Origin of the sequence: Rhodococcus sp. 1163, assembly GCF_002091985.1 — a bacterium.
GTDB lineage: Bacteria > Actinomycetota > Actinomycetes > Mycobacteriales > Mycobacteriaceae > Rhodococcoides.
The window spans coordinates 1-21,483 of record NZ_MKKX01000039.1 but is presented as its reverse complement, the minus strand read 5'-3'; the positions used below and the strand labels follow the sequence as shown (position 1 = coordinate 21,483).

The following is a 21,483-nucleotide window of genomic DNA, read 5'->3' as shown; positions in this document are numbered from 1 at the left end:
CTCGGGTTGCGTGACGGCCAAATTTTTCGCGATGACCCTATCGGCCTCCACTGGCGGAGCCTGTGCTGAGCAACCCGAGCAGGTCGAGGAGAGGACGGATGGGACAGGGGTTGATGTCGGTGGAGGTGCAACCGATCGTCGACGACCCAAGGCCTGCGACTGGATGCGGCACTGATCGGTGGGTCGGCGCAGATTCGCCGATCGGAGCGCATACGGTGGTTCGCGATGAGAACGATCCTCCGGGTGACCGCTGCCCTCGCCACGACCGCTGCCCTGTTCACCGCGGGCAGCCCTGCCCTCGCGCAGCCTGCCGCCGAGCCTCCGGCCGTCACGACTCCACCGTTCACGACGCCGAACACCGACGACTGCCCGTTCGCCACGTCGCCGCCTCCGGCAATCGACCTCTCCGAGGTGCCGTCGCCAGGCGAGACGGTTCCTGCGCCGCGACCCGTCCCCGCCGACCCGGTCGGTGGCTCACAACTGAGCCGATGTGGAACCATTACCCCGGACGACGCTCCTCCGCTTCCCGCTGATATTTCCGCAACCGGGTGGGTGCTCTCGGATCTCGATTCCGGCGACGTCATCGCCGCGAAGGACCCACACGGCCGCTATCGGCCCGCGAGCACCATCAAGATCCTGTTGGCACTGGTGGCGTTGGAAGAACTCGATCTCGACAAAGTCGTCGTCGCGACGGCAGAGGATGCCAGTGCCGAAGGTAGCGCAGTCGGCATCGGAAAAGACGGCGTCTACAGCAACTTCCAGTTGATGCAGGGTCTCGTGATGGCATCGGGCAACGACGCAGCCCACGCTCTGGCGACCCAGCTGGGTGGTGACGCCGCGGCGGTGAACAAGATGAACGCTCTCGCCGAGTCGCTGGGTGCGCTGGACACGCACACTGCAACCCCGTCCGGCCTCGACGCTCCGGGGATGTCCAGTTCTGCCTACGACCTCGCCTTGTTCTTCCGTGCCGCACTGGAAAATCCGACCTTCGCTGCGCTCATCTCGACCGAGAATGTTCAATTCCCAGGATTCCCCAAGGACCCCAGCATCCCGGATGATCAAGACCGCCCGGGCTTCATCCTGTCCAACGACAATCAGCTTCTCTACAACTACGAAGGCGCTCTCGGTGGCAAGACCGGCTATACCGACGACGCCCGGCAAACTTTCGTCGGCGGTGCACAGAAGGACGGGAGACGGTTGGCGGTGACGATCATGATGGGCGACGTCCTGCCCATCCGGCCTTGGGAGCAAGCAGCGCGCCTGCTGGACTACGGATTCGCGCTCCCCCCAGGAACGAGTGTCGGCACTCTCGTGGAGCCCGATTCGGCCGGCGACGTCACGAGCACTCGAACCACCGCCCCCGTCCCTGCGCTTGCTGCTCCCCCTGCGCACGCTGGGTCGATCACCCGTGCGTCCGCTCTGGAAGCGAGCGGGGACACGGCAGTCCGGGTCGGCATCGGTGCGATCGGGCTACTCGTGGTGATCGGGCTGATGCTGGGTGCGCGTCAACTCAACCGACGCAGGTGATGTCGGCCGTCATTTACGACGGCCGAGCAATCCCGTAAGACCTACCGCAGCGAGTGCTCCCGCACCGACGAGGGCAATGCCGCCTTTGAGTGACGGGCCGTCGTTGACCTCGACGCGGGTGGTGATGATCGCTGGGTCCGGCGGCGGTACGAATGCCATGGACATACTTTCAGTCGTGGTCGCCGAGAATGCTGTCGCGAACAACACGAACCGTGAAGTTGTGAAGACGAATACGAGTAAACCGATGATGGGACCGAACACCACGCCTGCAGGCCCACTGGTAACCGACGCCAGATAGATCACCGCAATCTGCTTGAAAATCTCGAAACCGACGGCAGCCAGCAGACCGCCCACCAAGGCACTACGAAATGGCACTGGCTCGCGTGGCAGGCGCGAGATCACCCAGGTGAAAAGGCCCCACGTCGCAACGAGCGCCAACAACACCGAAAAGACCCGTAAGAAGATTCCGACACCCGGCACACTGTCGAGCTTGAAGAACTCGAGCAGGCTCCGCATCACCGACCCGCCATTGAGCGCAGACAAGCCGAGCGAAAGGACGATAGCCAGGCCGAGACCGAAGAGCGCCGCCAGATCCTTCAATTTGGTCGAGACGAAACCGCCCTGCTCGCGCTGACTCTCCCACATCGCAGTCAGCGCGGCTCGAAGTTTTGCCACCCAACCCAGCCCCGCGTACAAAGCGCCCAAGAGACCGATGATGCCGACGCTCGCGCGCGACTCGATGGCCGACTCGATCAGCGAATTGATGGTCTCGCCCAAGCTGCCGGGAATGCTCTCGGTCACCTGAGTACTGATGCTGTTCAGCCACTCCGGATGTCCCACGAGGACGAATCCGGCCACCGCGAACGCGACCATCAGCAGCGGGAACAATGCAAGCACACTGAAGTAGGTCATTCCGGCGGCATAGTAGTCGCCGTTCTGGGCTTGGTATCGCTGTGCGGCCCTGACCGTATGGTCGAGCCATGGCCACTTGTCCCGGCGTTCCTGCAGTATCGCTGTGAAGTCGGGAACGACAATCACCCTCTCGCTGTCTCTGGCCTCGTCGGTGCTCTCGAAGCTGTTACGAGCGCGGAGTCAGGAACCCCACTCGGTCGTACACCTGAGCCAATGTCCGTGAAGCTACCTCCCTGGCCCGATCCGCGCCGTCTGCGAGGATTCGGTCCAACTCGGCAATATCGGACATATACCCATCGACCCGGGCCTTAAGCGGCGTGACGAACTCGGTGAGCACTTCTGCCGTATCCGACTTCAGGTCGCCATAGCCCTTGCCCTGGTAACTCTCCACGAGGTCGTCCACGGATCGACCTCCCAACGCCGACTGAATGACCAGCAAATTGCTGACGCCGGCCTTCTTCTCCGGGTCGAATGCGATCTCGCGCTCGTTGTCGGTGACTGCCGAACGAATCTTCTTCGCCGACAGAGCCGGGTCGTCGAGCATGTTGACGATGCCCGCAGGATTGGAACCGGACTTGCTCATCTTGGCCGTCGGTTCCTGCAAGTCGAAGATCTTGGCCGTGCCCTTGATGATGTGAGCATCCGGCACCACGAAGGTCTTCTTGAACCGGGTGTTGAAACGCTGTGCCAAGTCTCTCGTCAGTTCGAGGTGTTGACGCTGATCCTCCCCTACCGGAACGAGATTGGGCCGGTAGAGCAGAACGTCGGCTGCCATGAGAACCGGATACGTGAACAACCCGACAGTCGTCTGATCACGTCCCTGCTTGACGGACTTGTCCTTGAACTGAGTCATGCGGCCGGCTTCACCGAAACCGGTGATGCAATTGAGGACCCATGCGAGCTGAGCGTGCTCGGGCACCTGGCTCTGCACGAACAAGGTGGATCGTTTCGGATCGATCCCCACTGCCAACAGTTGCGCAGCAGCAATCCGAGTCCGCTGACGTAACGCCTTCGGGTCCTGCGGAACGGTGATGGCGTGCAGATCCGGAATGAAGTAAAAAGCGTCGTAATCGTCTTGGAGCGCCACCCACTGACGTACTGCCCCCAGATAGTTGCCGAGGTGGAACGAATCGGCAGTCGGCTGGATTCCGGACAGGACGCGCTGTCGCGGACCTTGCGGTGTATCGGTGGTGGCGGGGGCAGACATGGTCACGATCTTTTCATGTGGTGACAACCGAATTACGCGCAGGTTCTAGCGGTAGCGAACGGTGACCGGGGCGTGGTCGGACCAACGCTGGTCGTATGCCTCGGCGCGTTCGGTGACGGCGTCCTTGGTGCGCTCGGCCAGCGACGGCGTCGCCAACTGATAGTCGATCCGCCAACCCGCGTCGTTGTCGAAGGCCTTGCCGCGATACGACCACCAGCTGTACGGGCCCTCGACCTCAGGGTTGAGCTCGCGCACGACGTCGGTCCACGGGGACGTCGGAGCAAGAAGTGCGGCCACCCACTCGCGCTCCTCGGGCAGAAATCCGGACTTCTTCCGGTTCGTCTTCCACGCTTTGATATCGAGTTCGGTGGGCGCGATGTTCCAGTCTCCACACACGAGGACATCACGGTCCTCCGCGATCGCGGACGTGGCCGTCCTCGCGAGATATTTCGCGAAGACCGCCATGAAACGTTCCTTTTCATCCTGGCGCTCGGTGCCGACCTCACCGGACGGCAGGTACAGACTGGCCACCGTCACATCGGAGAAGTCCGCTTCGATGTAGCGGCCGGACTCCGCAAACTCCTCTGCACCAATCCCGACGCGAACGGCGTCCGGAGCGGTACGCGAGAGGATGGCCACACCGTTACGGCCTTTCATCGACGGCTCTGCCGACGCCAGATGCCAGCCGCTGTCCAATGCTGGTGCCAGCGCCTTGGTCAACTCGCCGTCGTTCGCACGGGTCTCCTGCAGGCAGATCACGTCGGCTTCGGTCGCCTCCAACCATGGCAGCATTCCTTTACGCGTGGCAGCACGGATTCCGTTGACATTGACTGTGGAGACGGTGATAGGCACGTGGGGCACCGTATCCGAGCCCTGTGACACTCGAAGTCACCGCTACCATCCCTTCACATAGCGACGGCAAGTTGCAGGAAGGCTGCTGCAGCGACGACGAGCGGTCCCCGCACAAGTTGACGAATCATGTCCACCGGAATCTGGCCGGACGGCGTCTCGAGGATCAGGCCGCCGTAATCCAGTGGCGGCCGACTCGTCGATCTGTAGAGGGCCAGCAGCGCAACCACCGGAATGACCGTCACCGCGATCACGGAAGCGTGCCAGAGAATCGGTAAGCACACCACGAAAAGGATCGAGACTGCCGCCGCCGGCGTCGCCAGGTGCGCCATCCTGATCCCGGCGTCGCTACCTCCGAACACCGCTCGAAACGTGTTCGACGCATTCATATCTCGCAACCCTCGCCCGAACCGGCCGGCGACCGTCACCGCGCACAAGAGCACCACGACGGGAATCGCCGCCGCGCTGACCGTCGCACCGGACACATACGGCAGAACGCACATGTAACCGAGCAGGCGAACCGCCCCACGATCGCGATGGACACGTCGAAAGTCTGCTTCGATCAGCGCTTTTGCGCCGTTCCAGCGAAAACGGCGTGAGGGTGCCGAGCCCATCAGTCGCCACGTCCTGGATGCCAACTCGGCGGACAGTATCGAACCGTCGATCATGGTCGTCGATGCACGCAGGGCGGTGAGCAGGTCCGATCCGGCGCTCAGGGAGACAGCGTCCAAGTGGCGCAAGCGGTATGCCCCGAGTGCTACTCCGACCCCCGATGCGACGATCGCGCCGACAGCGAGAGCGAGCGCAACGTGCGGCGAAACTCGCGGGGTCGAAAGGAACACCCCCGCACAACAGATCGCTCCGATCGAAGCAATCATTGAAATTGCCACTCGATAGAGCGTGGCGGCATGCCCGTCCTGCTGTCGAACGACACCGAATCCGACTGATCCCGCGCCGAGCGCCGCACCGAGAAGGCCACACCACCACCATGGAACCGGGGTTGTGGTGAACAGCGTCGACATTCGCACCAGAACAAGCCCGCCGATCGCACCGAATGTGGTGGACATCGCGAATCGGGGTGCCAACAGCGCTCCGCGAGAGACCGGAGACGAGTAGAGCCAATGCCTGTTCGTAGAACCGATCGCGAGTGGACCGAGTTCCGAGATTGCCTTCATCAGAGCGGCGAAGGCGATCATCGTGATACCGAACCCGACCTCGACCTCGACTTTCGCCGCACCACCAGGTAGAGCATTGGAGAAGGACATGGCTCCCGATTCGTGCCCGATCAGCCACCAGAGCAACCCGGCACCGACGAAGATCGGTAGCCCCCACACCGTCAGGTGATCACCTAGGTCGATCGGCTGACGTTCCCGGCGCCACCCGCGGACCCGGCGCCGAATCGAAGGCGCGGAAGGATACGTTCGCGCGAGTTCTATCGTGGCCACACGTCACCGTCCAGAGTTGTATCAGCAACAGAGGAAACGAGTTCGCGGTCGTGTGAGGCCATCACGACGATGCATCCCGACTGCTTCTCCCGGACGAGCGCGGCCGCGAGCCATTTCCTGCCTGCTGTGTCGAGGCGTTGCTCGGGCTCGTCCAGCACGAGCATCTTTCGCGGGCGCACGAACACCGAACCCAGTGCAAGCCGGCGCCTCTGGCCACTGGACAAGGTGCCGGGCAGCTGATCGGCGGCGCGTCCGAGCCCCACTCCCTCCAGAACCTCCGTCGCGATCTCGTACGAGTTCGGTGCGCCGTGGGCGGCCGCGACGAGCTGAAGATGCTCGCTCACCGTCAGGTGTGGAAACGTGCCAGGGTCGTCGAGAACGGACGCGACCCGAGATCGAAAAACCGGTGAGGACTCGTCGACCTCCGTCGCGAAGAGCGAAATCGTGCCTTCGTCGAGCCTGTCTGCTCCTGATATGCATCGCAGCAGGGTCGTCTTCCCCGAACCGTTGGACCCGACGATCGCGCACGCGCAACCTTCGTCGACTCTGAAATTGATGCCGCCGAACACGGTCAGCGAACCGAAACGCCTGGTGGCGTTGGTAATGACAAGCATATGAATTCTCCCGTGGATTCCTCGCAAGTGCACAAAAGCTAAGGAGTGGGAGAACTCGACGACTCAGAGTGCCCCCACCACGGAACCGGGTGCTCGCGGCATAGGCCGACCTGGCTCGTCGGGCCGATACTGTCTACGGAAGGACCCGCGAAGTCGACGTTGCTCGTGGTCGGGGCCGTGATCGGTCCGTGGAAGCAGAAGAATGAGACCGCGCCGACCCGAGATGACCACGACTGTGACGACGACGGCTGCGAGCACGAGTCCGAATGCGGCAGCGAACACCGAATCTTGGAACGTGGCAAGTACCACGAGTAGAACGAGGTAGGTCGCAACGAGGTGGAGGAACTTCACTCGGCTCCCCTTCCTCGTTCAGTCGTGAAGCAGTGATGCATCGCCGAAGCGAGTCTCGACCATACTTGCTCAACGGCGTCTCCGGAAGCCCAACTGTCAGCTCGTGAAACTACACTCGAACACATGCACAGGATCTTCACCTCGAGCTTCGCGTCCGTGTATCCGCTGTATGTGAAGAAGTTGGAACGCAAGGGCCGCAACAAAGCCGAACTCGATGAGGTGATCGAGTGGCTCACCGGATTCGACGAAGCCGCATTGAACGCGCATCTGGCCGCCGAAACGACGTTCGAGGACTTCTTCGCCGACGCGGAGATGAACCCTGATACGTCGTTGATCACCGGCAAGGTGTGCGGGGTGCGCGTCGAAGAAGTCGAAGATCCATTGATGCAGAAGATCCGTTTCCTCGACAAGTTGGTCGACGAGTTGGCCAAGGGCCGTGCGATGGAGAAGGTCCTACGGGCATAGCTCGACGCTTCGGGATGTCACCGAACTGCATGGCTTGCGCACTGTCGTCGCGGCTGTTCGGTCAGTATGCGACGGGCTTGGGCGTCGGCCAGATTCCATTCGTTCCAACTCGACTCCGCTGCGACAGCTCTGCCGATCGCGCAACTGCGATACGGCTCTTCGAGTCGGTCGAGTTCTTCGGTGGCGTCGGCGGACAGACGTGAAAGATATGTCGTGTCGATCTTTCCTGTCTGCTCGAAGCGATCCACGTTCTGCCGAGCGATGTAGGCGTCGGGGTTGATCACTGCCAACGCGAGGACGGTCAGAACTGCACTTCCCACAACCGCGCGGGGTAGCCATCGGCCGGACATCGACACTCCGGTGGCCATCAGGAGGACGAACACCGATCCGAGCCACAATTCCACCGCGGTGACGAACACCCTCAATGTCGTATATCCGTATTGCTGTTCGTACAGAGACATACGATGAAGTGCCGATCCGACGATCACGAGCGACAGTGCGCAGAGCACGCCCAGCAGCAGACGCAGTGCGAGGCGGTCGGATCCGGACACGCGGGACGCCTTTCGGATCGTGACCGCGAGCACCAGCAAAGTCAGGACCGTCACCGCGAGAAGCTGCCAGAACCCCTGGCGTGCATATTCGGCGTTGGTCAATCCGTCGGTCGTCCTGACGTGTGCTTGGCCACCGAACAGGGTTCGAAGTTGAACGAAGACGAACATCGCGAACAGAACGATCAACGTTCCCAGCGGAACAGTCCACTCCCACAGCCGGAGTGACCCCGCGCTCGGCCGGGCCAGAGCATCGAATCGGGGCGGATTTGCTACGACGTACGACACCGCGAGTGTCCCCGCGGCAACCAGCGCGAAGAGGAGAATCCGGGCGAATCCACTGTCGACTCGCACCGTCGGTGTCGCGCTCGACAGGACTTCGGCAAACTGCGGGTCGGCTCCGGCGAAAAGACCTGCGAAGACGAGGAACAGCACTGCCGTCGTGGCTGCGACGCGAAATACTCGACCAGGTGCAAGTCCCCCCATGTCGATTCTGCGCGATCCGCGGGTGCACCAACGCACTACGCGGGCCGGTACCAGCGCGGGAATGAGTGCACCGAGAGCGACACCTGTCCACGTCCACGAGCGGGAGAGCACCACCCCGGCGACGAGAACGGCCATTACGACGGCGAGCGTCACGAGCCACTCCGCAGCACGGAATGCGGCGATCGAACTCAGGGCAACGACTCCCACAGCACCGACCATCTGCCACCGCGTCGGTGCACCCTTCGATGCACGTAATGCCGCAAAGATGATCGCCACGGCAGTGATGGGGTAGCCGATCCCGCGATCACCGAGAACTACCGCACCGATGCACCCGACGACCAGCGCACCGATCAAGACGTTGCGCGGCGCTGCCGCGTAACGGCGCGGCGGCCAGACTCGACGCGGCCACAGGGACCAGTTCTGCTTTCTCACAACGGTTTCGGGTTTGTCTACGACGATCACGAAAAGACCTCTTTCTGTTGCGGGCATGACAGAGCTCCACGGCACTGTCAAGCCGCGGTGGTGGTGAGCTGAATTTCGCTTCAGTTACAAGGAATGGATACCCGGATGTGACATCCAGGACTACGATCGAGCACTTCGATTGTGCCGCCGTGCAATTCGGTCGCCCAGCGGGCGATCGTCAGACCCAGCCCGGTGCCACCATCGGTGGAACCGCCGCGAGTGAACCGGTCGAACACCCTCGAGCGCTCTTCGGGTGCGATACCCGGGCCGTCGTCGACCACGTCGAACAGAAGATCGCCACCGACCTGCCGAACCGAGAGTGCAACGTCTGCTCCGGACGACGCGTGCCGAACGGCATTGTCCACCAAGTTGTTCACGACCTGGGTCAGTCGAGCTTTGTCGGCAACGATCGACAGGGTCGGCGGCACCACGTCGAGATGCACACGGGGTTGCCCCTTAGTCGTGTCCGACAGGAAGTCGTACACGAGAAAGAGTTCCTCGTGGAGGGTGAGTACGCCTGCTTCCAACCTCGACAGATCGAGTAGCTCGGTCACGAGGTCACCGAGCTTTTCCGTCTGCCGCAGCGCAACGGACAAGGTTGCCGGGTCGGGTTCACTGACTCCGTCGACCAGGTTCTCCAGTACCGCTCGCAACGCTGAGATAGGGGTCTTCAGCTCGTGCGAGACGTTACCGATCAGCTCTCGCCGATACTTCTCGGCTGCTTCGAGATCTGTCGACATCGTGTTGAAGGCTGCAGCGAGCTGCCCGATCTCGTCTCGAGAGGTAGCACGTACCCGTCTCGAATAGTCTCCTCGCGCCATCGCCCCCGCAGCCACGGTCATTTCTCGCAACGGCGAGGTCATCCCGTGTGCCACAACCTGTGTCGCCACCAACGAGATGACAAGTGCGGCCAGTAACGCATAACGAAACTGCCACCCGGCCCCGAACCAGAACGTGATGCTTGCCGCTGCCAGCACCAACCCCACGATCAAGGACACCTTCAACTTGAACGAACCCAGCGGATCGAGCGGGCGCGGCAACCTACGCGTCATCGACACGAAGGCGTCGGTCACGGAGGTCATCGTGGCACCTCCAGCGCGTACCCGACGCCGTGCACGGTTCTGATGAGGTCGCCACCGAGCTTGCGTCGCAAGGCCTTCACGTGACTGTCGACGGTACGGCTACTCGCCGAGTCCTCCCATCCCCACAACGCCGCCAGCAGCGTGTCACGGCCGACGGCGGTCCGGGGGCGAGAGGCAAGGTACGTCAGAATATCGAATTCGGTTCGTGTCAGATGAATTTCGCCGTCGGCGCCCGACACTCGGCGTGCATCGTGATCGATCCGAATGGCACCGATCCGCGTGGGAGCAGATTCATCGACCATCACGCGTTCCGAACGCCGGACGAGCGCATGAACGCGGGCAACCAGCTCGCGCATGCTGAAGGGCTTCGACAAGTAGTCGTCCGCACCGACACCCAAGCCGACCAACATGTCTGTCTCGTCGGACTTCGCGGTGAGCATCAGGACCGGCACCGAACGCTGTGCCTGAATTCGCCGACACACCTCGAGCCCGTCGAAGCCCGGCAGCATCACATCGAGCACCACCACATCGGGCCGAGTTCTCCCGCACACCTCTACTGCGGTGGGACCGTCAGCGGCCGTCACGACGTCGAAGCCCTCACCACGCAGGCGCGCGGCAAGAGCGTCGGAGATAGTCGGTTCGTCGTCGACGACCAGGACTGTGCGGTTCATGTCCCTGACCCTAGAGGTCGGCCATGGAGGGGAACGACGGGAAATGTGGAGGTTCGGTGAAGATCGCACCGCACAGTCACAACCCGCCCGGCGGGGTCTCGGCTAGAGCGCGGCTTTCGCGTCGGACTTCTTCTGCATCATGACCGCGGCAGTCAGCACGAGCATGCCACCGAGGGCCAACACACCGCCGACAGCCGCAGGAGCGGTGTATCCGAAGCCGGCAGCGATCACCGCACCACCGACGGCTGCTCCGATCGCGTTGGCAAGGTTGAACGCGGCATGGTTGAGCGAGGCGGCAAGAGTCTGTGCATCGGCTGCGACGTCCATGAGTCGGGTCTGCAAACCAGGCACCATCGACGAACCGGATGCTCCGATCAGAAACACGAACAGCAAGGCCGTGTACGGGTTCTGCGCCGCGAACACGAAACCGAACAAACTGAGGGCGATCGCGGTCATCGAGATGTACATCCCCCGAATCAGCATGCGGTCCGCGATATGGCCACCCGCATAGTTGCCGGCGACCATACCGAGCCCATAAATCATCAGCGCAACGGGAACGAAAGCCTTCGACAGGCCCGAGACGTCGGTGAGAGTGGTCGCAATGTAGGTGTACACGGCGAACATCCCGCCGAAGCCGACGACGGCGATGATCAGTGTCATCCACACTTGCGGACGCCCCAAGGCACCGAGCTCGGTTATCGCCCGCGTGGTGGGCATTCCGTCCAGGCGAGGCATCCACGCAACGATCGCGGCGACGGTCAGGGCACCGATGACCGTCACGATGCCGAAGGCACTGCGCATTCCGAAGGACTGCCCGACCCACGTGGCCACCGGCACTCCGACGACGTTGGCGATCGACAGACCCATCATGACCATGGCGACCGCTTTGGCACGTTTGCCCGGTTCCGCCAGGTGTGCGGCGACCAACGCCGCGACACCGAAATAGGCACCGTGAGGAAGGCCTGCAACGAAACGCGACGCCATCAACTCGTAGAAACTCGGCGCGAAGACCGTGCCGAGGTTGCCGAGGGTGAATGCGACCATCAAGGCGAGCAGCAACACCCGGCGAGGTACCCGTGCTGCCAGTATTGCGATGACGGGAGCGCCGATGACCACTCCGAGTGCATAGGCCGAGATGAGATGTCCGGCGCTCGGCTCGGACACGTCCATCGCGGTCGCCATTTCGGGCAATAGACCCATGGACACGAACTCGGTGGTGCCGATACCGAAGCCGCCGATGGACAGGGCAAGCATCGCGAACCTTCGCCGCGTGGACAACGTTCTTCGACCGCCATTCGGACCGTTCGACACCCGCTCACGCACAGCGGTGACATTCTTGGCGAACGCCGAATCGGTGACACTCACAGCAGAACAACCTTTTCATCGAGATGGGAACACGATCTCTGTCGAACATGAAGAAAGGGACGACCCTGGTAGGGAACGTCCCCTTCTTCGATTCTCGTCCCGCGCCACCTGATTTCCGAGTCCACGCCCGGTGATTGTCCTCACCCGAGCAGGTGCTCAGCTGTTTCATGCAACTACTTCAGCGCCCTCTGCAGGTTTTCGTCGAGTGCTCCGAGAAATTCTTCGGTGGAGAGGTAGCCCTGATCTCCTCCGACGAGTGCGGCCAGATCCTTCGTCATCTGGCCACCTTCGACGGTCTTGACGACAATGTCTTCCAAGGACTGAGCGAAGCCGGTGACGTCGGGAGTGCTGTCGAGCTTGCCGCGGTGTTCGAGACCTCGAGTCCACGCGAAGATCGATGCAATGGGGTTGGTCGAGGTCGGTTTCCCTTGCTGGTGCTGACGGAAATGGCGCGTCACCGTGCCGTGTGCAGCCTCTGCTTCACAGGTCCTACCGTCCGGCGTGAGCAGAACCGACGTCATGAGGCCGAGCGAACCGAAGCCCTGCGCAACGGTGTCCGACTGGACGTCGCCGTCGTAATTCTTGCAGGCCCATACGTATCCGCCCTCCCATTTCATGGACGACGCGACCATGTCGTCGATGAGGCGATGCTCGTACGTCAGTCCGGCGGCGTCGAACTCCGCCTTGAATTCCTTTTCGTAGATGTCCTGGAAGGTGTCCTTGAATTGGCCGTCGTAGGCCTTGAGGATCGTGTTCTTGGTCGACAAGTACACCGGGTAATTCTGCTGCAAACCGTAATTCAGCGACGCACGGGCGAAGTCGATGATCGACTGATTGAAGTTGTACTGACCTTGCACGACGCCGCCGAGGCTCTCCTCGGTGAACCTGACCAGCTCGTGCTGGATCGGCTCACTGCCGTCCTCGGGCATGTAGGTGATGGTCACGGTGCCAGGTCCCGGGACCTTGAAGTCGATGGCGCGGTACTGATCGCCGAAGGCGTGGCGGCCGATGATGATCGGCTTGGTCCAGCCCGGAACCAGTCGCGGAACGTTGGAGATGATGATCGGTGCCCGGAAGATGGTGCCACCGAGAATATTGCGAATGGTCCCGTTCGGCGAACGCCACATCTTCTTCAGGCCGAATTCCTCGACGCGAGCCTCGTCCGGAGTGATCGTCGCGCATTTGACCCCGACGCCGTGCTTCTTGATTGCGTTCGCGGCATCGACGGTGACCTGGTCATCCGTCTTGTCCCTGGATTCGATTCCCAAGTCGTAGTACTCGAGATCGACATCGAGGTACGGATGGATGAGCTTGTCCTTGATGAACTGCCAGATGATGCGTGTCATCTCATCGCCGTCGAGTTCGACGACCTTGCCTTCGACCTTGATCTTGGACATGTGGGGTTCGCGTCCTCCTGGGAAGTATGCCGTTTTCGTCTTCCGAAGCTGCCAGTGTTGCCGCAGAACCGACGTTGTGAGTCGATCGGCGGTCCCACCCGTATTACGCCTTTTCACTGCTGGGCCGAGTGCGTGTACTCGACTTCGAACGTATACGCCGCGCGCGCTGTGCGTGAGCGTGCGAGGAAACAAGACAAGCGTACTGCTTGGCCGCTCAGGCATGGCCGGAGACCCTTTCGTCGTATCTCCGACCGGCGACCACTGTGGGCCCTGGTGACAGCCCGATCGACACTGACGACGGTGTCGCTATTCCACGTGTCGGAGGACACGCTAGGATTCTGCGAAGGTCATGAGTGCCAGCGTCAAAGCCCCGGCTTGCTGGCCGGCAACCCTCCAACCGCGGTGGGGTGCCCCGGGTGAGAAGACCTGGTTAGTCGACTGCGTTCGCGCAGTCGGAGAACAAGCGCGGGTTCGCCAGGGGCGAACCCAACAACCGAGCACAACCATGCTCGGTTGCTAGCCCCTAGGAGGTTCACGATGTGTTGTCGCTTCGATACGCCCCGCCCGGCTCGCTACGCCGAGCCCCAGCCGAATCGCACTCTTGAATCGAAAACGGAGTAGTCAACCACCATGAGCGAGAACACACCCGACGTCGTAGATGCCGCCGGCTCACCCATCGAAGATCCCGCCGCGTCGTGGAGCTTCGAAACCAAGCAGATTCACGTAGGCCAGAACGCTGACGGCGTCACACGCGCACGCGCGCTACCGATCTACCAGACGACGTCGTACACCTTCGACAGCACCGACCACGCTGCCGCGCTCTTCGGACTGACCGAGCCCGGCAACATCTACACCCGCATCATGAACCCCACGCAGGATGCCGTGGAGCAGCGCATCGCAGCGCTGGAGGATGGCGTCGCGGCGCTGCTCTTGGCCTCCGGACAAGCCGCCGAGACTCTTGCAATTCTGAACATCGCCGAAGCAGGCGATCACATAGTCTCGAGCCCGCGCTTGTACGGCGGCACGTACAACCTCTTCCACTACACGTTGCGGAAACTGGGTATCACCGTCAGCTTCGTCTCCGACCCGGACGACCTCGAACAGTGGCGATCCGCGATCACACCGAAGACGAAGGCGTTCTACGGCGAAACGATCTCGAACCCGAAGAACGACATCTTCGACATTCCCGGAGTGTCGAAGATCGCGCACGAGAACGGCCTTCCGCTCATCGTCGACAACACCGTCGCGACGCCGTATCTCATCCAGCCGCTGAAGCACGGCGCCGACATCGTCGTCCATTCGGCCACCAAGTACCTCGGTGGCCACGGCACAGCAATCGCAGGCGTCATCGTCGACGGTGGCACTTTCGACTGGACCCAAGGGCGCCACGCCAACTTCACCACTCCTGACCCGAGCTATCACGGCGTGGTGTTCGCGGACCTCGGTGCACCGGCCTTTGCCCTCAAGGCTCGGGTCCAACTGCTTCGCGACATCGGGGCCGCAGTCGCACCGTTCAACGCATTCTTGATCAGCCAGGGACTCGAGACGCTGAGCCTTCGGATGGAACGCCACGTCGAGAACGCGCAGAAGGTAGCAGCCTTCGTCGAGGCTCGCAGCGAGGTCGTCAGCGTCAATTACGCAGGTCTGAAGTCCTCCCCGTGGTTCGAACGTGGCCAGGAATTGGCACCGAAGGGGCAGGGTGCCATCGTCGCTTTCGAACTGAAGGGCGGCATCGACGCGGGCAAGAAGTTCGTCGACGCACTGAGCCTGCACAGCCATGTAGCTAACATCGGTGATGTGCGCTCACTCGTAATTCATCCCGCATCGACAACTCACTCACAGCTGTCACCCGAGGAGCAGACCGCGGCGGGTGTCACTCCAGGACTCGTGCGCCTCGCGGTGGGCATCGAAGGGATCGACGACATCGTCGCTGATCTCGCGCGCGGATTCGCTGCGGCGGCGTCTTGACCATCAGCTCAGTGCACGACGTCCGTTCGGCCGCAGGGTTTCCTGCGCCGGACGGACGGCTCGGCAGTATCGACATCGGTCGGCTGGACCTCGAGAACGGTGCGTCCCTGCCGCAGGTGACCATCGCCGTTCAACGTTGGGGTGAGCTGTCCCCGAACCGCGACAACGTGGTGCTCGTCGAGCATGCGTTGACCGGGGACTCACATGTGTCCGGACCTGCCGGAGGCGCTCATGCCTTGCCCGGGTGGTGGAACGGGATGGTCGGGCCCGGCGCTCCGATCGACACGGACGAATGGTGTGTCATCGCCTCCAACGTGCTCGGTGGTTGCGGTGGAACGACAGGACCGTCGTCACTGAACCCGAGCGGAGTCCCATACGGCAGTACCTTTCCGGAGATCTCGATCCGCGATCAGGTGTCCGCCGAGATAGCACTCGCCGATGTACTCGGCATCGAAAGATGTGCGGCCGTGGTCGGCGGCTCCATGGGAGGCATGCGCACTCTCGAATGGATAGTCGGATACCCGGACCGCGTCGCGTCAGCTCTGGTGCTTGCGGTCGGAGGTCGTGCAACTGCCGACCAAATCGGTACGCAGACAACTCAGATCGAGGCGATCAAGGCCGATCCCGACTGGCAGGGCGGCAACTATCACGGAACCGGCCGGGCCCCACGGGTCGGACTGGGCATAGCGCGCCGAATCGCACACCTGACGTACCGAACCGAGAGCGAGCTCGACCTCAGGTTCGCCAACTCCGGCCAAGGCGAAGAAGATCCATGGCAGGGCGGACGGTACTCGGTAGAGAGTTACCTACAGCATCAGGCGAGCAAGCTGGTCGACCGTTTCGACGCGAGCACCTACGTATTGTTGACCGAAGCCATGAACAGGCACGACATCGGACGTGGGCGAGGTGGATTCGACGCTGCCTTGGCCATGGCTACCGTCCCGACGATCGTCGGCGGCGTCGACTCCGATCGGCTCTATCCCTTGCGGTTACAGAAGGAACTCGCCCGCGGCCTACCGGAATGCCGCGGTCTCGAGGTCATTCAGTCACGTGATGGCCACGACGGATTTCTGACCGAAGCCAGCGCTGTATCCGCACTACTCGGCGAGACGATGAAGCATGCGCGCGTCTCGAAGGGTCGCACCAGCTGAGTATTCGACCGGACGAATACTCAGTCGGTGCCGAGCGGATCGATCGACGCCGACAGCAACACGATAGCTCCCCCGACCAGGGCCATAGCCGAGACGTCGAAGGTTCTGCTTCGGACCTGCAGTAGGCCGACGTTCTTCTCCGGCATGCACAACCGGAAGCCTGCGGCCACTATTGTCGCCACGCCGAATACGAAGGCGCCGCGGCGCCACCGATCCGCAAGAACGAGTACGAGCGCCGCCGCAATGATCACGAGCACGATGACGAGCGGCAGGTTCTTGCGAATCTGGGACCACATCGAAGGTCAGACCGCTTCTGGGGTGGTTGCGAGAGCCTGCTCGGCTCGCTCGACCACGTTCGAGAGTAGGAACGCTCTCGTCAACGGCCCGACTCCACCCGGGTTGGGTGAGAGAAAACCGGCGACTTCGGCCACCTCGGGCGCAACGTCCCCGCGCAGTCCCTCATCCGTTCGAGTAACCCCGACGTCGAGCACTGCGGCACCGGGCTTGATCATGTCCGCGGTGACGATTCCGGGGACACCCGCAGCAGCAATGACGATGTCGGCGCGGCGAACCTCCGCGGCCAGGTCTTTGGTCCCGGTGTGGCACAGGGTAACGGTGGAGTTCTCGCTCTTGCGAGTGAGCAGCAGACCGATAGGACGGCCAACTGTCACCCCTCGACCGATGACGACAGCATGGGCCCCGTCGAGCGCTACGTCGTAGCGACGGAGGAGGTGGACGATCCCACGTGGGGTACAAGGCAACGCCGCTTGCTTACCGAGGACGAGTCGGCCGAGATTGATCGGGTGCAGTCCATCGGCATCCTTGGATGGATCGATTCGTTCGAGTGCAGCGTTCTCGTCCAGATGCTTCGGAAGTGGAAGCTGCACGATGTAACCGGTGCACTCGGGATTGGCATTGAGCTCGTCGATCACGGCGTCGAGCTCCGCCTGCGAGATGTCGGCAGGCAGATCACGCCGAATCGAGGTGATACCGACCTTGGCGCAGTCATTGTGCTTGCCGCGAACGTACGCCGCCGAGCCGGGATCATCGCCCACCAGCACCGTGCCGAGCCCGGGAACGATCCCGTGTTCTCGTAGCTTTGTCACTCGCTGAGTGAGATCGACGAAGATCTCGTCTCGGGTTGCTTTGCCGTCCAGAATCGTCGCAGTCACGATAGCTATTGTTCCAGGTGCCGGCAGGTGGAGCGGACGCCGGTCCGCAAGTAGTCAGCCCTCGACCGAAAGCCCGTGCGCCTGGGCGTATGCGACCGCCTGTGTCAGCTCGATCCGGGCACCGGTCACCGTCGCAGACATCCAGAGGTGTGCGTCGATCCGGGCACCACGAAGATCGGCCTCCTGCATCTTGGCGCCTACGGTTCTTGCGCCACTGAGATCCACCGAACGCAATATCGCCTTGCGCAGGTCGGTGTTCACCAAGTTCGCCTCGACCATGCGGCAGTTGGTCAAGTCCATCCCGCGCATGTCGGCTCCCCCCATTCCTACCAACGTGAAGTCGACCTCGTCGAAAGTCGACGGGCGCATCCGACAATCGACGAACGTCGAGCCGATCATGGTCGAATGACGGAAGACGCTGTGTTGCAGGTTGGTCCGCGCGAAGGTGCAGGAGCGAAAAGCCGCGTTGACATGGACCGACTCGGTCAGATCCGTGCCGGTGAAGTCACATTCCGTGAAGACCACCGCGGTAGTCTTCACGCCGCTGAGGTCGGCGTCTCGAAAGTTGCACGCCACGTACTCACGGTCGTCCCATTGCTGTTGGTCGAGTCTCGCGTCGGAGTAGTCCTCGCCGATAATCTGTTTCTCGTGCACCTCTGCCATTGTTCCCGGTACCGCTGATGGCAGAGTGAGCCGGGTGTTTCGCCTCATGTTCTTTCAGCCGCGTATCCCTCAGAACACCGGGAACGCGATCCGACTCGTCGCCGGCACCGGATGTGAACTGCACCTGGTCGGTCCGCTGGGCTTCGATATGTCCGAGCCCAAGCTCAAGCGCGCCGGCCTGGACTACCACGATCTGGCCTCGGTGACCGTCCACGAGAACCTGCCTGCCGCCTGGGAGGCCTTGGCGCCGGAACGGGTGTTCGCCTTTACCGCGCATGCGAGCAAGTTTCACGCGGACGTGTCCTATCTACCGGGTGATGTCTTGTTGTTCGGTCCCGAACCGACCGGTCTCCCCGAGGAAGTGCTCGGCGATCCGCTGGTCACCGAGCATCTGCGTATTCCGATGATCGAGGGTCGACGATCGCTCAACCTAGCCAACGCGGCCGCCGTCGTCATGTACGAGGCATGGCGCCAACACGGATTCGCTGGGAGTGTGTGACGGCGGACGATCCTGACGATGACGTAGCCGAGCTGAGCACCCACTGTGAGAGTTCCCAACCACAAAACGGCCCGCCCGAGCGCCACGAGCGCGTCTCTCCCGGTGTCGACAAGCGAATTCCATCCGGCGACGATTCCGTACCAGAAATTGTCCGGCCCCGGTGACGGTGTGAGGTCCTCGGCAGATTCAGCCGCGAGCAGATCCGCGGTGGTGACCGCTCCCGCGATCAAGGCCATCAGGCGACCGAGCGAGGCCCGCGAAGACGAGCCGAACCGTTACACGGAGTAGGGATAATTCACTGATGACCGCAGCGCAGAACCGGGGTACGGTGTGCCGCACCGACCCATTTCGTTTCCTTGAAGGAGCCCCTGTTGTTCTCCGCTTTTTCTTCGCTCGTCCGCTCGGCATCGTTCACCTCGACATCACAGGGCCTTTCACGGTCGGCTAGTCGATTGTCCCGCACCGCAGCAGTTTTCGCTGTTTCCAGCGGTTTCGTCGCCGCCGGATTTGCCGGAGCCGGCGTGGCAAATGCAGCTCCGGTGACGTGCGTATCCCCTCCGTCTGCCAATCAGATTCTCGTCGACGGGACTGCCAGCTGCGGCGCAACGTCCGCAGAAGGATCGCGCGCGACCGCCACAGCAGCAGACAGTGGAACGGCCGTCAGTGTCGCCGAAACCGGCGGCACCTCGACCACATACGCGACGGGATTCGGAACGGCCCTCGGCGCGTCACGCGCAGGCGGCACGTCCTACGCGGGCGCAATCGGCGGCGGCATCGCACATTCATGGGCAGACGCAGGTTCGACCACCATCGCGATCGCCGGTTGGGGCTCCGGCGCAACTGCCGAAGCTGCAGGCGTCGACTGCGTCGGGCCACTGTCTCTCGCGTTGAACCTCGCTTCCGGACAGTTCTGCATCCTCGGAAGTTGACCCTTCGCGCGCGCCTCGTGCACACGCGCGAGGCGCGCTTGGGCCGGACTTGATCTACGACAAAAGGTAGTAACTCCCCCTCCAGCGGTTTATGATTATGGTCACTTCCATCGTCAGGAGGATCAGTGACCGCTGTTGAGCCCAAGCCCACTGCCACGCTGGAAGCGGTGAGGCCTTTCCCGCCGCGGATGGGACCGAAAGGTTCTTTCATTCACAAGGCGGTGACGACGACAGATCCCAAGATGTTGGGGATCATGTACATCGCGACTTCCATCTCGTTCTTCCTCATCGGCGGCTTGATGGCGTTGCTCATTCGTGCCGAGCTCGCGGTACCGGGCTTGCAATTCCTCTCGACGGAGCAGTACAACCAGCTGTTCACCATGCACGGCACGATCATGCTGTTGCTGTACGCGACGCCGATCGTGTTCGGCTTCGCCAACTACATTCTGCCGCTGCAGATCGGTGCCCCGGACGTGGCGTTCCCGCGCTTGAACGCTTTCTCGTATTGGCTCTACCTGTTCGGCGCGATAATCGCTACATCCGGTTTCATCACCCCTGGTGGCGCTGCTGACTTCGGTTGGACCGCATACACCCCGCTTTCGAGTGCGGTGTACTCGCCGGGTGTCGGTGCAGATCTGTGGATCTTCGGTCTCGCCGTGGCTGGTTTGGGCACCATCTTGGGCGCCGTCAACATGATCACGACGGTCATCTGCTTGCGAGCGCCAGGTATGACGATGTTCCGGATGCCCATTTTCACATGGAACATCCTGGTCACCAGCATTCTGATTCTTCTTGTCTTCCCGTTGTTGACGGCGGCACTGTTGGGGGTAGCGGCCGATCGACATCTCGGTGCGCATCTGTTCGACCCGGCGACCGGTGGAGTGTTGTTGTGGCAGCACTTGTTCTGGTTCTTCGGCCACCCCGAGGTGTACATCATCGCGTTGCCGTTCTTCGGGATCGTGTCCGAGGTGTTCCCGGTCTTCTCGCGTAAGCCGATGTTCGGATACACCACCTTGATCTACGCAACGATTGCCATCGCTGCTCTCTCGATCGCGGTGTGGGCCCACCACATGTACGCCACGGGTGCGGTGCTGTTGCCGTTCTTCTCGTTCATGACGTTCTTGATCGCGATTCCGACCGGTGTGAAGATCTTCAACTGGATCGGCACTTTGTGGCGAGGTCAGGTGACACTGGAAACCCCGATGCTGTTCGCATTCGGCTTCTTGATCACGTTCCTCTTCGGCGGTCTCTCCGGTGTCCTGCTCGCCAGCCCGCCGATCGACTTCCACGTCACCGACACCTATTTCCTGGTGGCGCACTTCCACTACGTGGTCTTCGGCACGGTGGTGTTCGCAACGTTCTCGGGCATCTACTTCTGGTTCCCGAAGATGACCGGCCGGATGATGGACGAGACGCTGGGCAAGTGGCACTTCTGGCTCACGTTCCTCGGCTTCCATGGCACTTTCCTGGTCCAGCACTGGCTCGGTAACGAGGGCATGCCGCGTCGCTACGCCGACTACCTGGCCTCCGATGGATTCACCACGCTGAACATCATCTCCACCATCGGTGCGTTCGTGCTCGGTGCTTCGACACTGCCGTTCGTATGGAACGTCTTCAAGTCCTATCGCTACGGCGAGGTGGTCACCGTGGACGATCCTTGGGGCTACGGCAACTCGCTGGAATGGGCCACATCATGCCCACCGCCGCGGCACAACTTCAC

Annotated in this window: 22 protein-coding genes and 1 riboswitch; of the genes, 8 read left to right on the top strand and 14 right to left on the bottom strand. The window is 62.1% G+C overall.

All coding sequences use genetic code 11. The features are described from left to right. Positions 1-225 precede the first annotated feature (225 nt). Positions 226-1,527 carry a D-alanyl-D-alanine carboxypeptidase family protein gene (locus BJD99_RS20430; RefSeq protein WP_084349038.1) on the top strand — a complete coding sequence of 434 codons (1,302 nt, stop codon included), beginning with the start codon at positions 226-228 and terminating at the stop codon, positions 1,525-1,527. A 9-nt stretch (positions 1,528-1,536) separates the two neighbouring features. Here BJD99_RS20430 and yhjD read toward each other — a convergent pair whose 3' ends face one another. The 6 genes from yhjD to BJD99_RS20400 all read right to left on the bottom strand — a co-directional run bounded on the left by yhjD (position 1,537) and on the right by BJD99_RS20400 (position 6,905). Next, entirely contained in the window at positions 1,537-2,565 is a 1,029-nt protein-coding gene (gene yhjD / locus BJD99_RS20425; protein WP_084349037.1) for an inner membrane protein YhjD, read from the bottom strand. 40 nt (positions 2,566-2,605) lie between these two features. Further along, the gene (gene trpS, locus BJD99_RS20420) at positions 2,606-3,646 is read right to left on the bottom strand and encodes a tryptophan--tRNA ligase (protein WP_084349063.1); all 1,041 of its coding nucleotides are present in this window, start codon (positions 3,644-3,646) and stop codon (positions 2,606-2,608) included. 45 nt (positions 3,647-3,691) lie between these two features. Further along, complete coding sequence (locus BJD99_RS20415) at positions 3,692-4,438, bottom strand: exodeoxyribonuclease III (protein ID WP_373270570.1); 747 nt, start codon at positions 4,436-4,438, stop codon at positions 3,692-3,694. A gap of 113 nt (positions 4,439-4,551) precedes the next feature. After that, positions 4,552-5,940 carry a DUF6297 family protein gene (locus tag BJD99_RS20410; RefSeq protein ID WP_143542257.1) on the bottom strand — a complete coding sequence of 463 codons (1,389 nt, stop codon included), beginning with the start codon at positions 5,938-5,940 and terminating at the stop codon, positions 4,552-4,554. Next, on the bottom strand, positions 5,928-6,554 hold the full coding sequence (locus BJD99_RS20405; protein ID WP_084349034.1) for an ABC transporter ATP-binding protein: 627 nt from the start codon (positions 6,552-6,554) through the stop codon (positions 5,928-5,930). Before BJD99_RS20405 ends, BJD99_RS20410 begins: the two co-directional genes overlap by 13 nt. A gap of 63 nt (positions 6,555-6,617) precedes the next feature. Next, entirely contained in the window at positions 6,618-6,905 is a 288-nt protein-coding gene (locus BJD99_RS20400; protein ID WP_084349033.1) for a DUF6412 domain-containing protein, read from the bottom strand. 123 nt (positions 6,906-7,028) lie between these two features. Here BJD99_RS20400 and BJD99_RS20395 point away from each other — a divergent pair, with 123 nt between their 5' ends. Next, positions 7,029-7,370: a DUF2200 domain-containing protein gene (locus BJD99_RS20395; RefSeq protein WP_084349032.1), complete on the top strand. Its 342-nt coding sequence runs from the start codon at positions 7,029-7,031 to the stop codon at positions 7,368-7,370. A 17-nt stretch (positions 7,371-7,387) separates the two neighbouring features. On the opposite strand, the gene BJD99_RS20390 is transcribed toward BJD99_RS20395, so the two are convergent. The 5 genes from BJD99_RS20390 to BJD99_RS20370 all read right to left on the bottom strand — a co-directional run bounded on the left by BJD99_RS20390 (position 7,388) and on the right by BJD99_RS20370 (position 13,381). Then, positions 7,388-8,893, bottom strand: a complete 1,506-nt coding sequence (locus BJD99_RS20390) for a DUF4153 domain-containing protein (protein WP_084349031.1) — start codon at positions 8,891-8,893, stop codon at positions 7,388-7,390. Between the two features lie 53 nt (positions 8,894-8,946). Continuing rightward, entirely contained in the window at positions 8,947-9,948 is a 1,002-nt protein-coding gene (locus BJD99_RS20385; protein WP_256895969.1) for a HAMP domain-containing sensor histidine kinase, read from the bottom strand. Beyond that, positions 9,945-10,619 carry a response regulator transcription factor gene (locus BJD99_RS20380; protein ID WP_084349030.1) on the bottom strand — a complete coding sequence of 225 codons (675 nt, stop codon included), beginning with the start codon at positions 10,617-10,619 and terminating at the stop codon, positions 9,945-9,947. Before BJD99_RS20380 ends, BJD99_RS20385 begins: the two co-directional genes overlap by 4 nt. 102 nt (positions 10,620-10,721) lie before the next feature. Then, a complete protein-coding gene (locus BJD99_RS20375; protein WP_084349061.1) occupies positions 10,722-11,873 on the bottom strand; it encodes an MFS transporter in 1,152 nt (383 codons plus the stop codon). 284 nt (positions 11,874-12,157) lie between these two features. Beyond that, positions 12,158-13,381, bottom strand: coding sequence for an NADP-dependent isocitrate dehydrogenase (locus tag BJD99_RS20370; protein ID WP_084349029.1), 1,224 nt, complete (start codon positions 13,379-13,381; stop codon positions 12,158-12,160). A gap of 345 nt (positions 13,382-13,726) precedes the next feature. Continuing rightward, positions 13,727-13,853, top strand: a riboswitch (SAM riboswitch). Positions 13,854-14,011: 158 nt separating this feature from the next. Here BJD99_RS20370 and BJD99_RS20365 point away from each other — a divergent pair. Together BJD99_RS20365 and BJD99_RS20360 are read left to right on the top strand one after the other, a co-directional pair. Next, complete coding sequence (locus BJD99_RS20365) at positions 14,012-15,349, top strand: bifunctional o-acetylhomoserine/o-acetylserine sulfhydrylase (RefSeq protein WP_084349028.1); 1,338 nt, start codon at positions 14,012-14,014, stop codon at positions 15,347-15,349. Continuing rightward, positions 15,346-16,500 (top strand): homoserine O-acetyltransferase, encoded by a 1,155-nt coding sequence (locus tag BJD99_RS20360; RefSeq protein ID WP_084349027.1) that lies wholly within the window; start codon positions 15,346-15,348, stop codon positions 16,498-16,500. Before BJD99_RS20365 ends, BJD99_RS20360 begins: the two co-directional genes overlap by 4 nt. 20 nt (positions 16,501-16,520) lie before the next feature. Here BJD99_RS20360 and BJD99_RS20355 read toward each other — a convergent pair whose 3' ends face one another. From BJD99_RS20355 to BJD99_RS20345, 3 genes are read right to left on the bottom strand one after another with little or no spacing between them, the layout of a single operon-like run. Then, the gene (locus BJD99_RS20355; RefSeq protein WP_084349026.1) at positions 16,521-16,796 is read right to left on the bottom strand and encodes a DUF3017 domain-containing protein; all 276 of its coding nucleotides are present in this window, start codon (positions 16,794-16,796) and stop codon (positions 16,521-16,523) included. Positions 16,797-16,802: 6 nt separating this feature from the next. Next, complete coding sequence (locus BJD99_RS20350; RefSeq protein ID WP_179142453.1) at positions 16,803-17,672, bottom strand: bifunctional methylenetetrahydrofolate dehydrogenase/methenyltetrahydrofolate cyclohydrolase; 870 nt, start codon at positions 17,670-17,672, stop codon at positions 16,803-16,805. A 54-nt stretch (positions 17,673-17,726) separates the two neighbouring features. After that, complete coding sequence (locus BJD99_RS20345) at positions 17,727-18,335, bottom strand: pentapeptide repeat-containing protein (protein ID WP_084349024.1); 609 nt, start codon at positions 18,333-18,335, stop codon at positions 17,727-17,729. Positions 18,336-18,369: 34 nt separating this feature from the next. Between BJD99_RS20345 and BJD99_RS20340 the strand changes: the two genes are divergently transcribed. The 4 genes from BJD99_RS20340 to ctaD form a co-directional block, all read left to right on the top strand. Beyond that, positions 18,370-18,834: a tRNA (cytidine(34)-2'-O)-methyltransferase gene (locus BJD99_RS20340; RefSeq protein WP_179142452.1), complete on the top strand. Its 465-nt coding sequence runs from the start codon at positions 18,370-18,372 to the stop codon at positions 18,832-18,834. 102 nt (positions 18,835-18,936) lie between these two features. Next, positions 18,937-19,122, top strand: coding sequence for a hypothetical protein (locus BJD99_RS20335; protein WP_084349022.1), 186 nt, complete (start codon positions 18,937-18,939; stop codon positions 19,120-19,122). A 164-nt stretch (positions 19,123-19,286) separates the two neighbouring features. Then, positions 19,287-19,763: a DUF6764 family protein gene (locus BJD99_RS20330; RefSeq protein ID WP_084349021.1), complete on the top strand. Its 477-nt coding sequence runs from the start codon at positions 19,287-19,289 to the stop codon at positions 19,761-19,763. 125 nt (positions 19,764-19,888) lie between these two features. Next, a partial coding sequence (gene ctaD / locus BJD99_RS20325; protein WP_084349060.1) for a cytochrome c oxidase subunit I occupies positions 19,889-21,483 on the top strand: 1,595 nt, incomplete at its 3' end.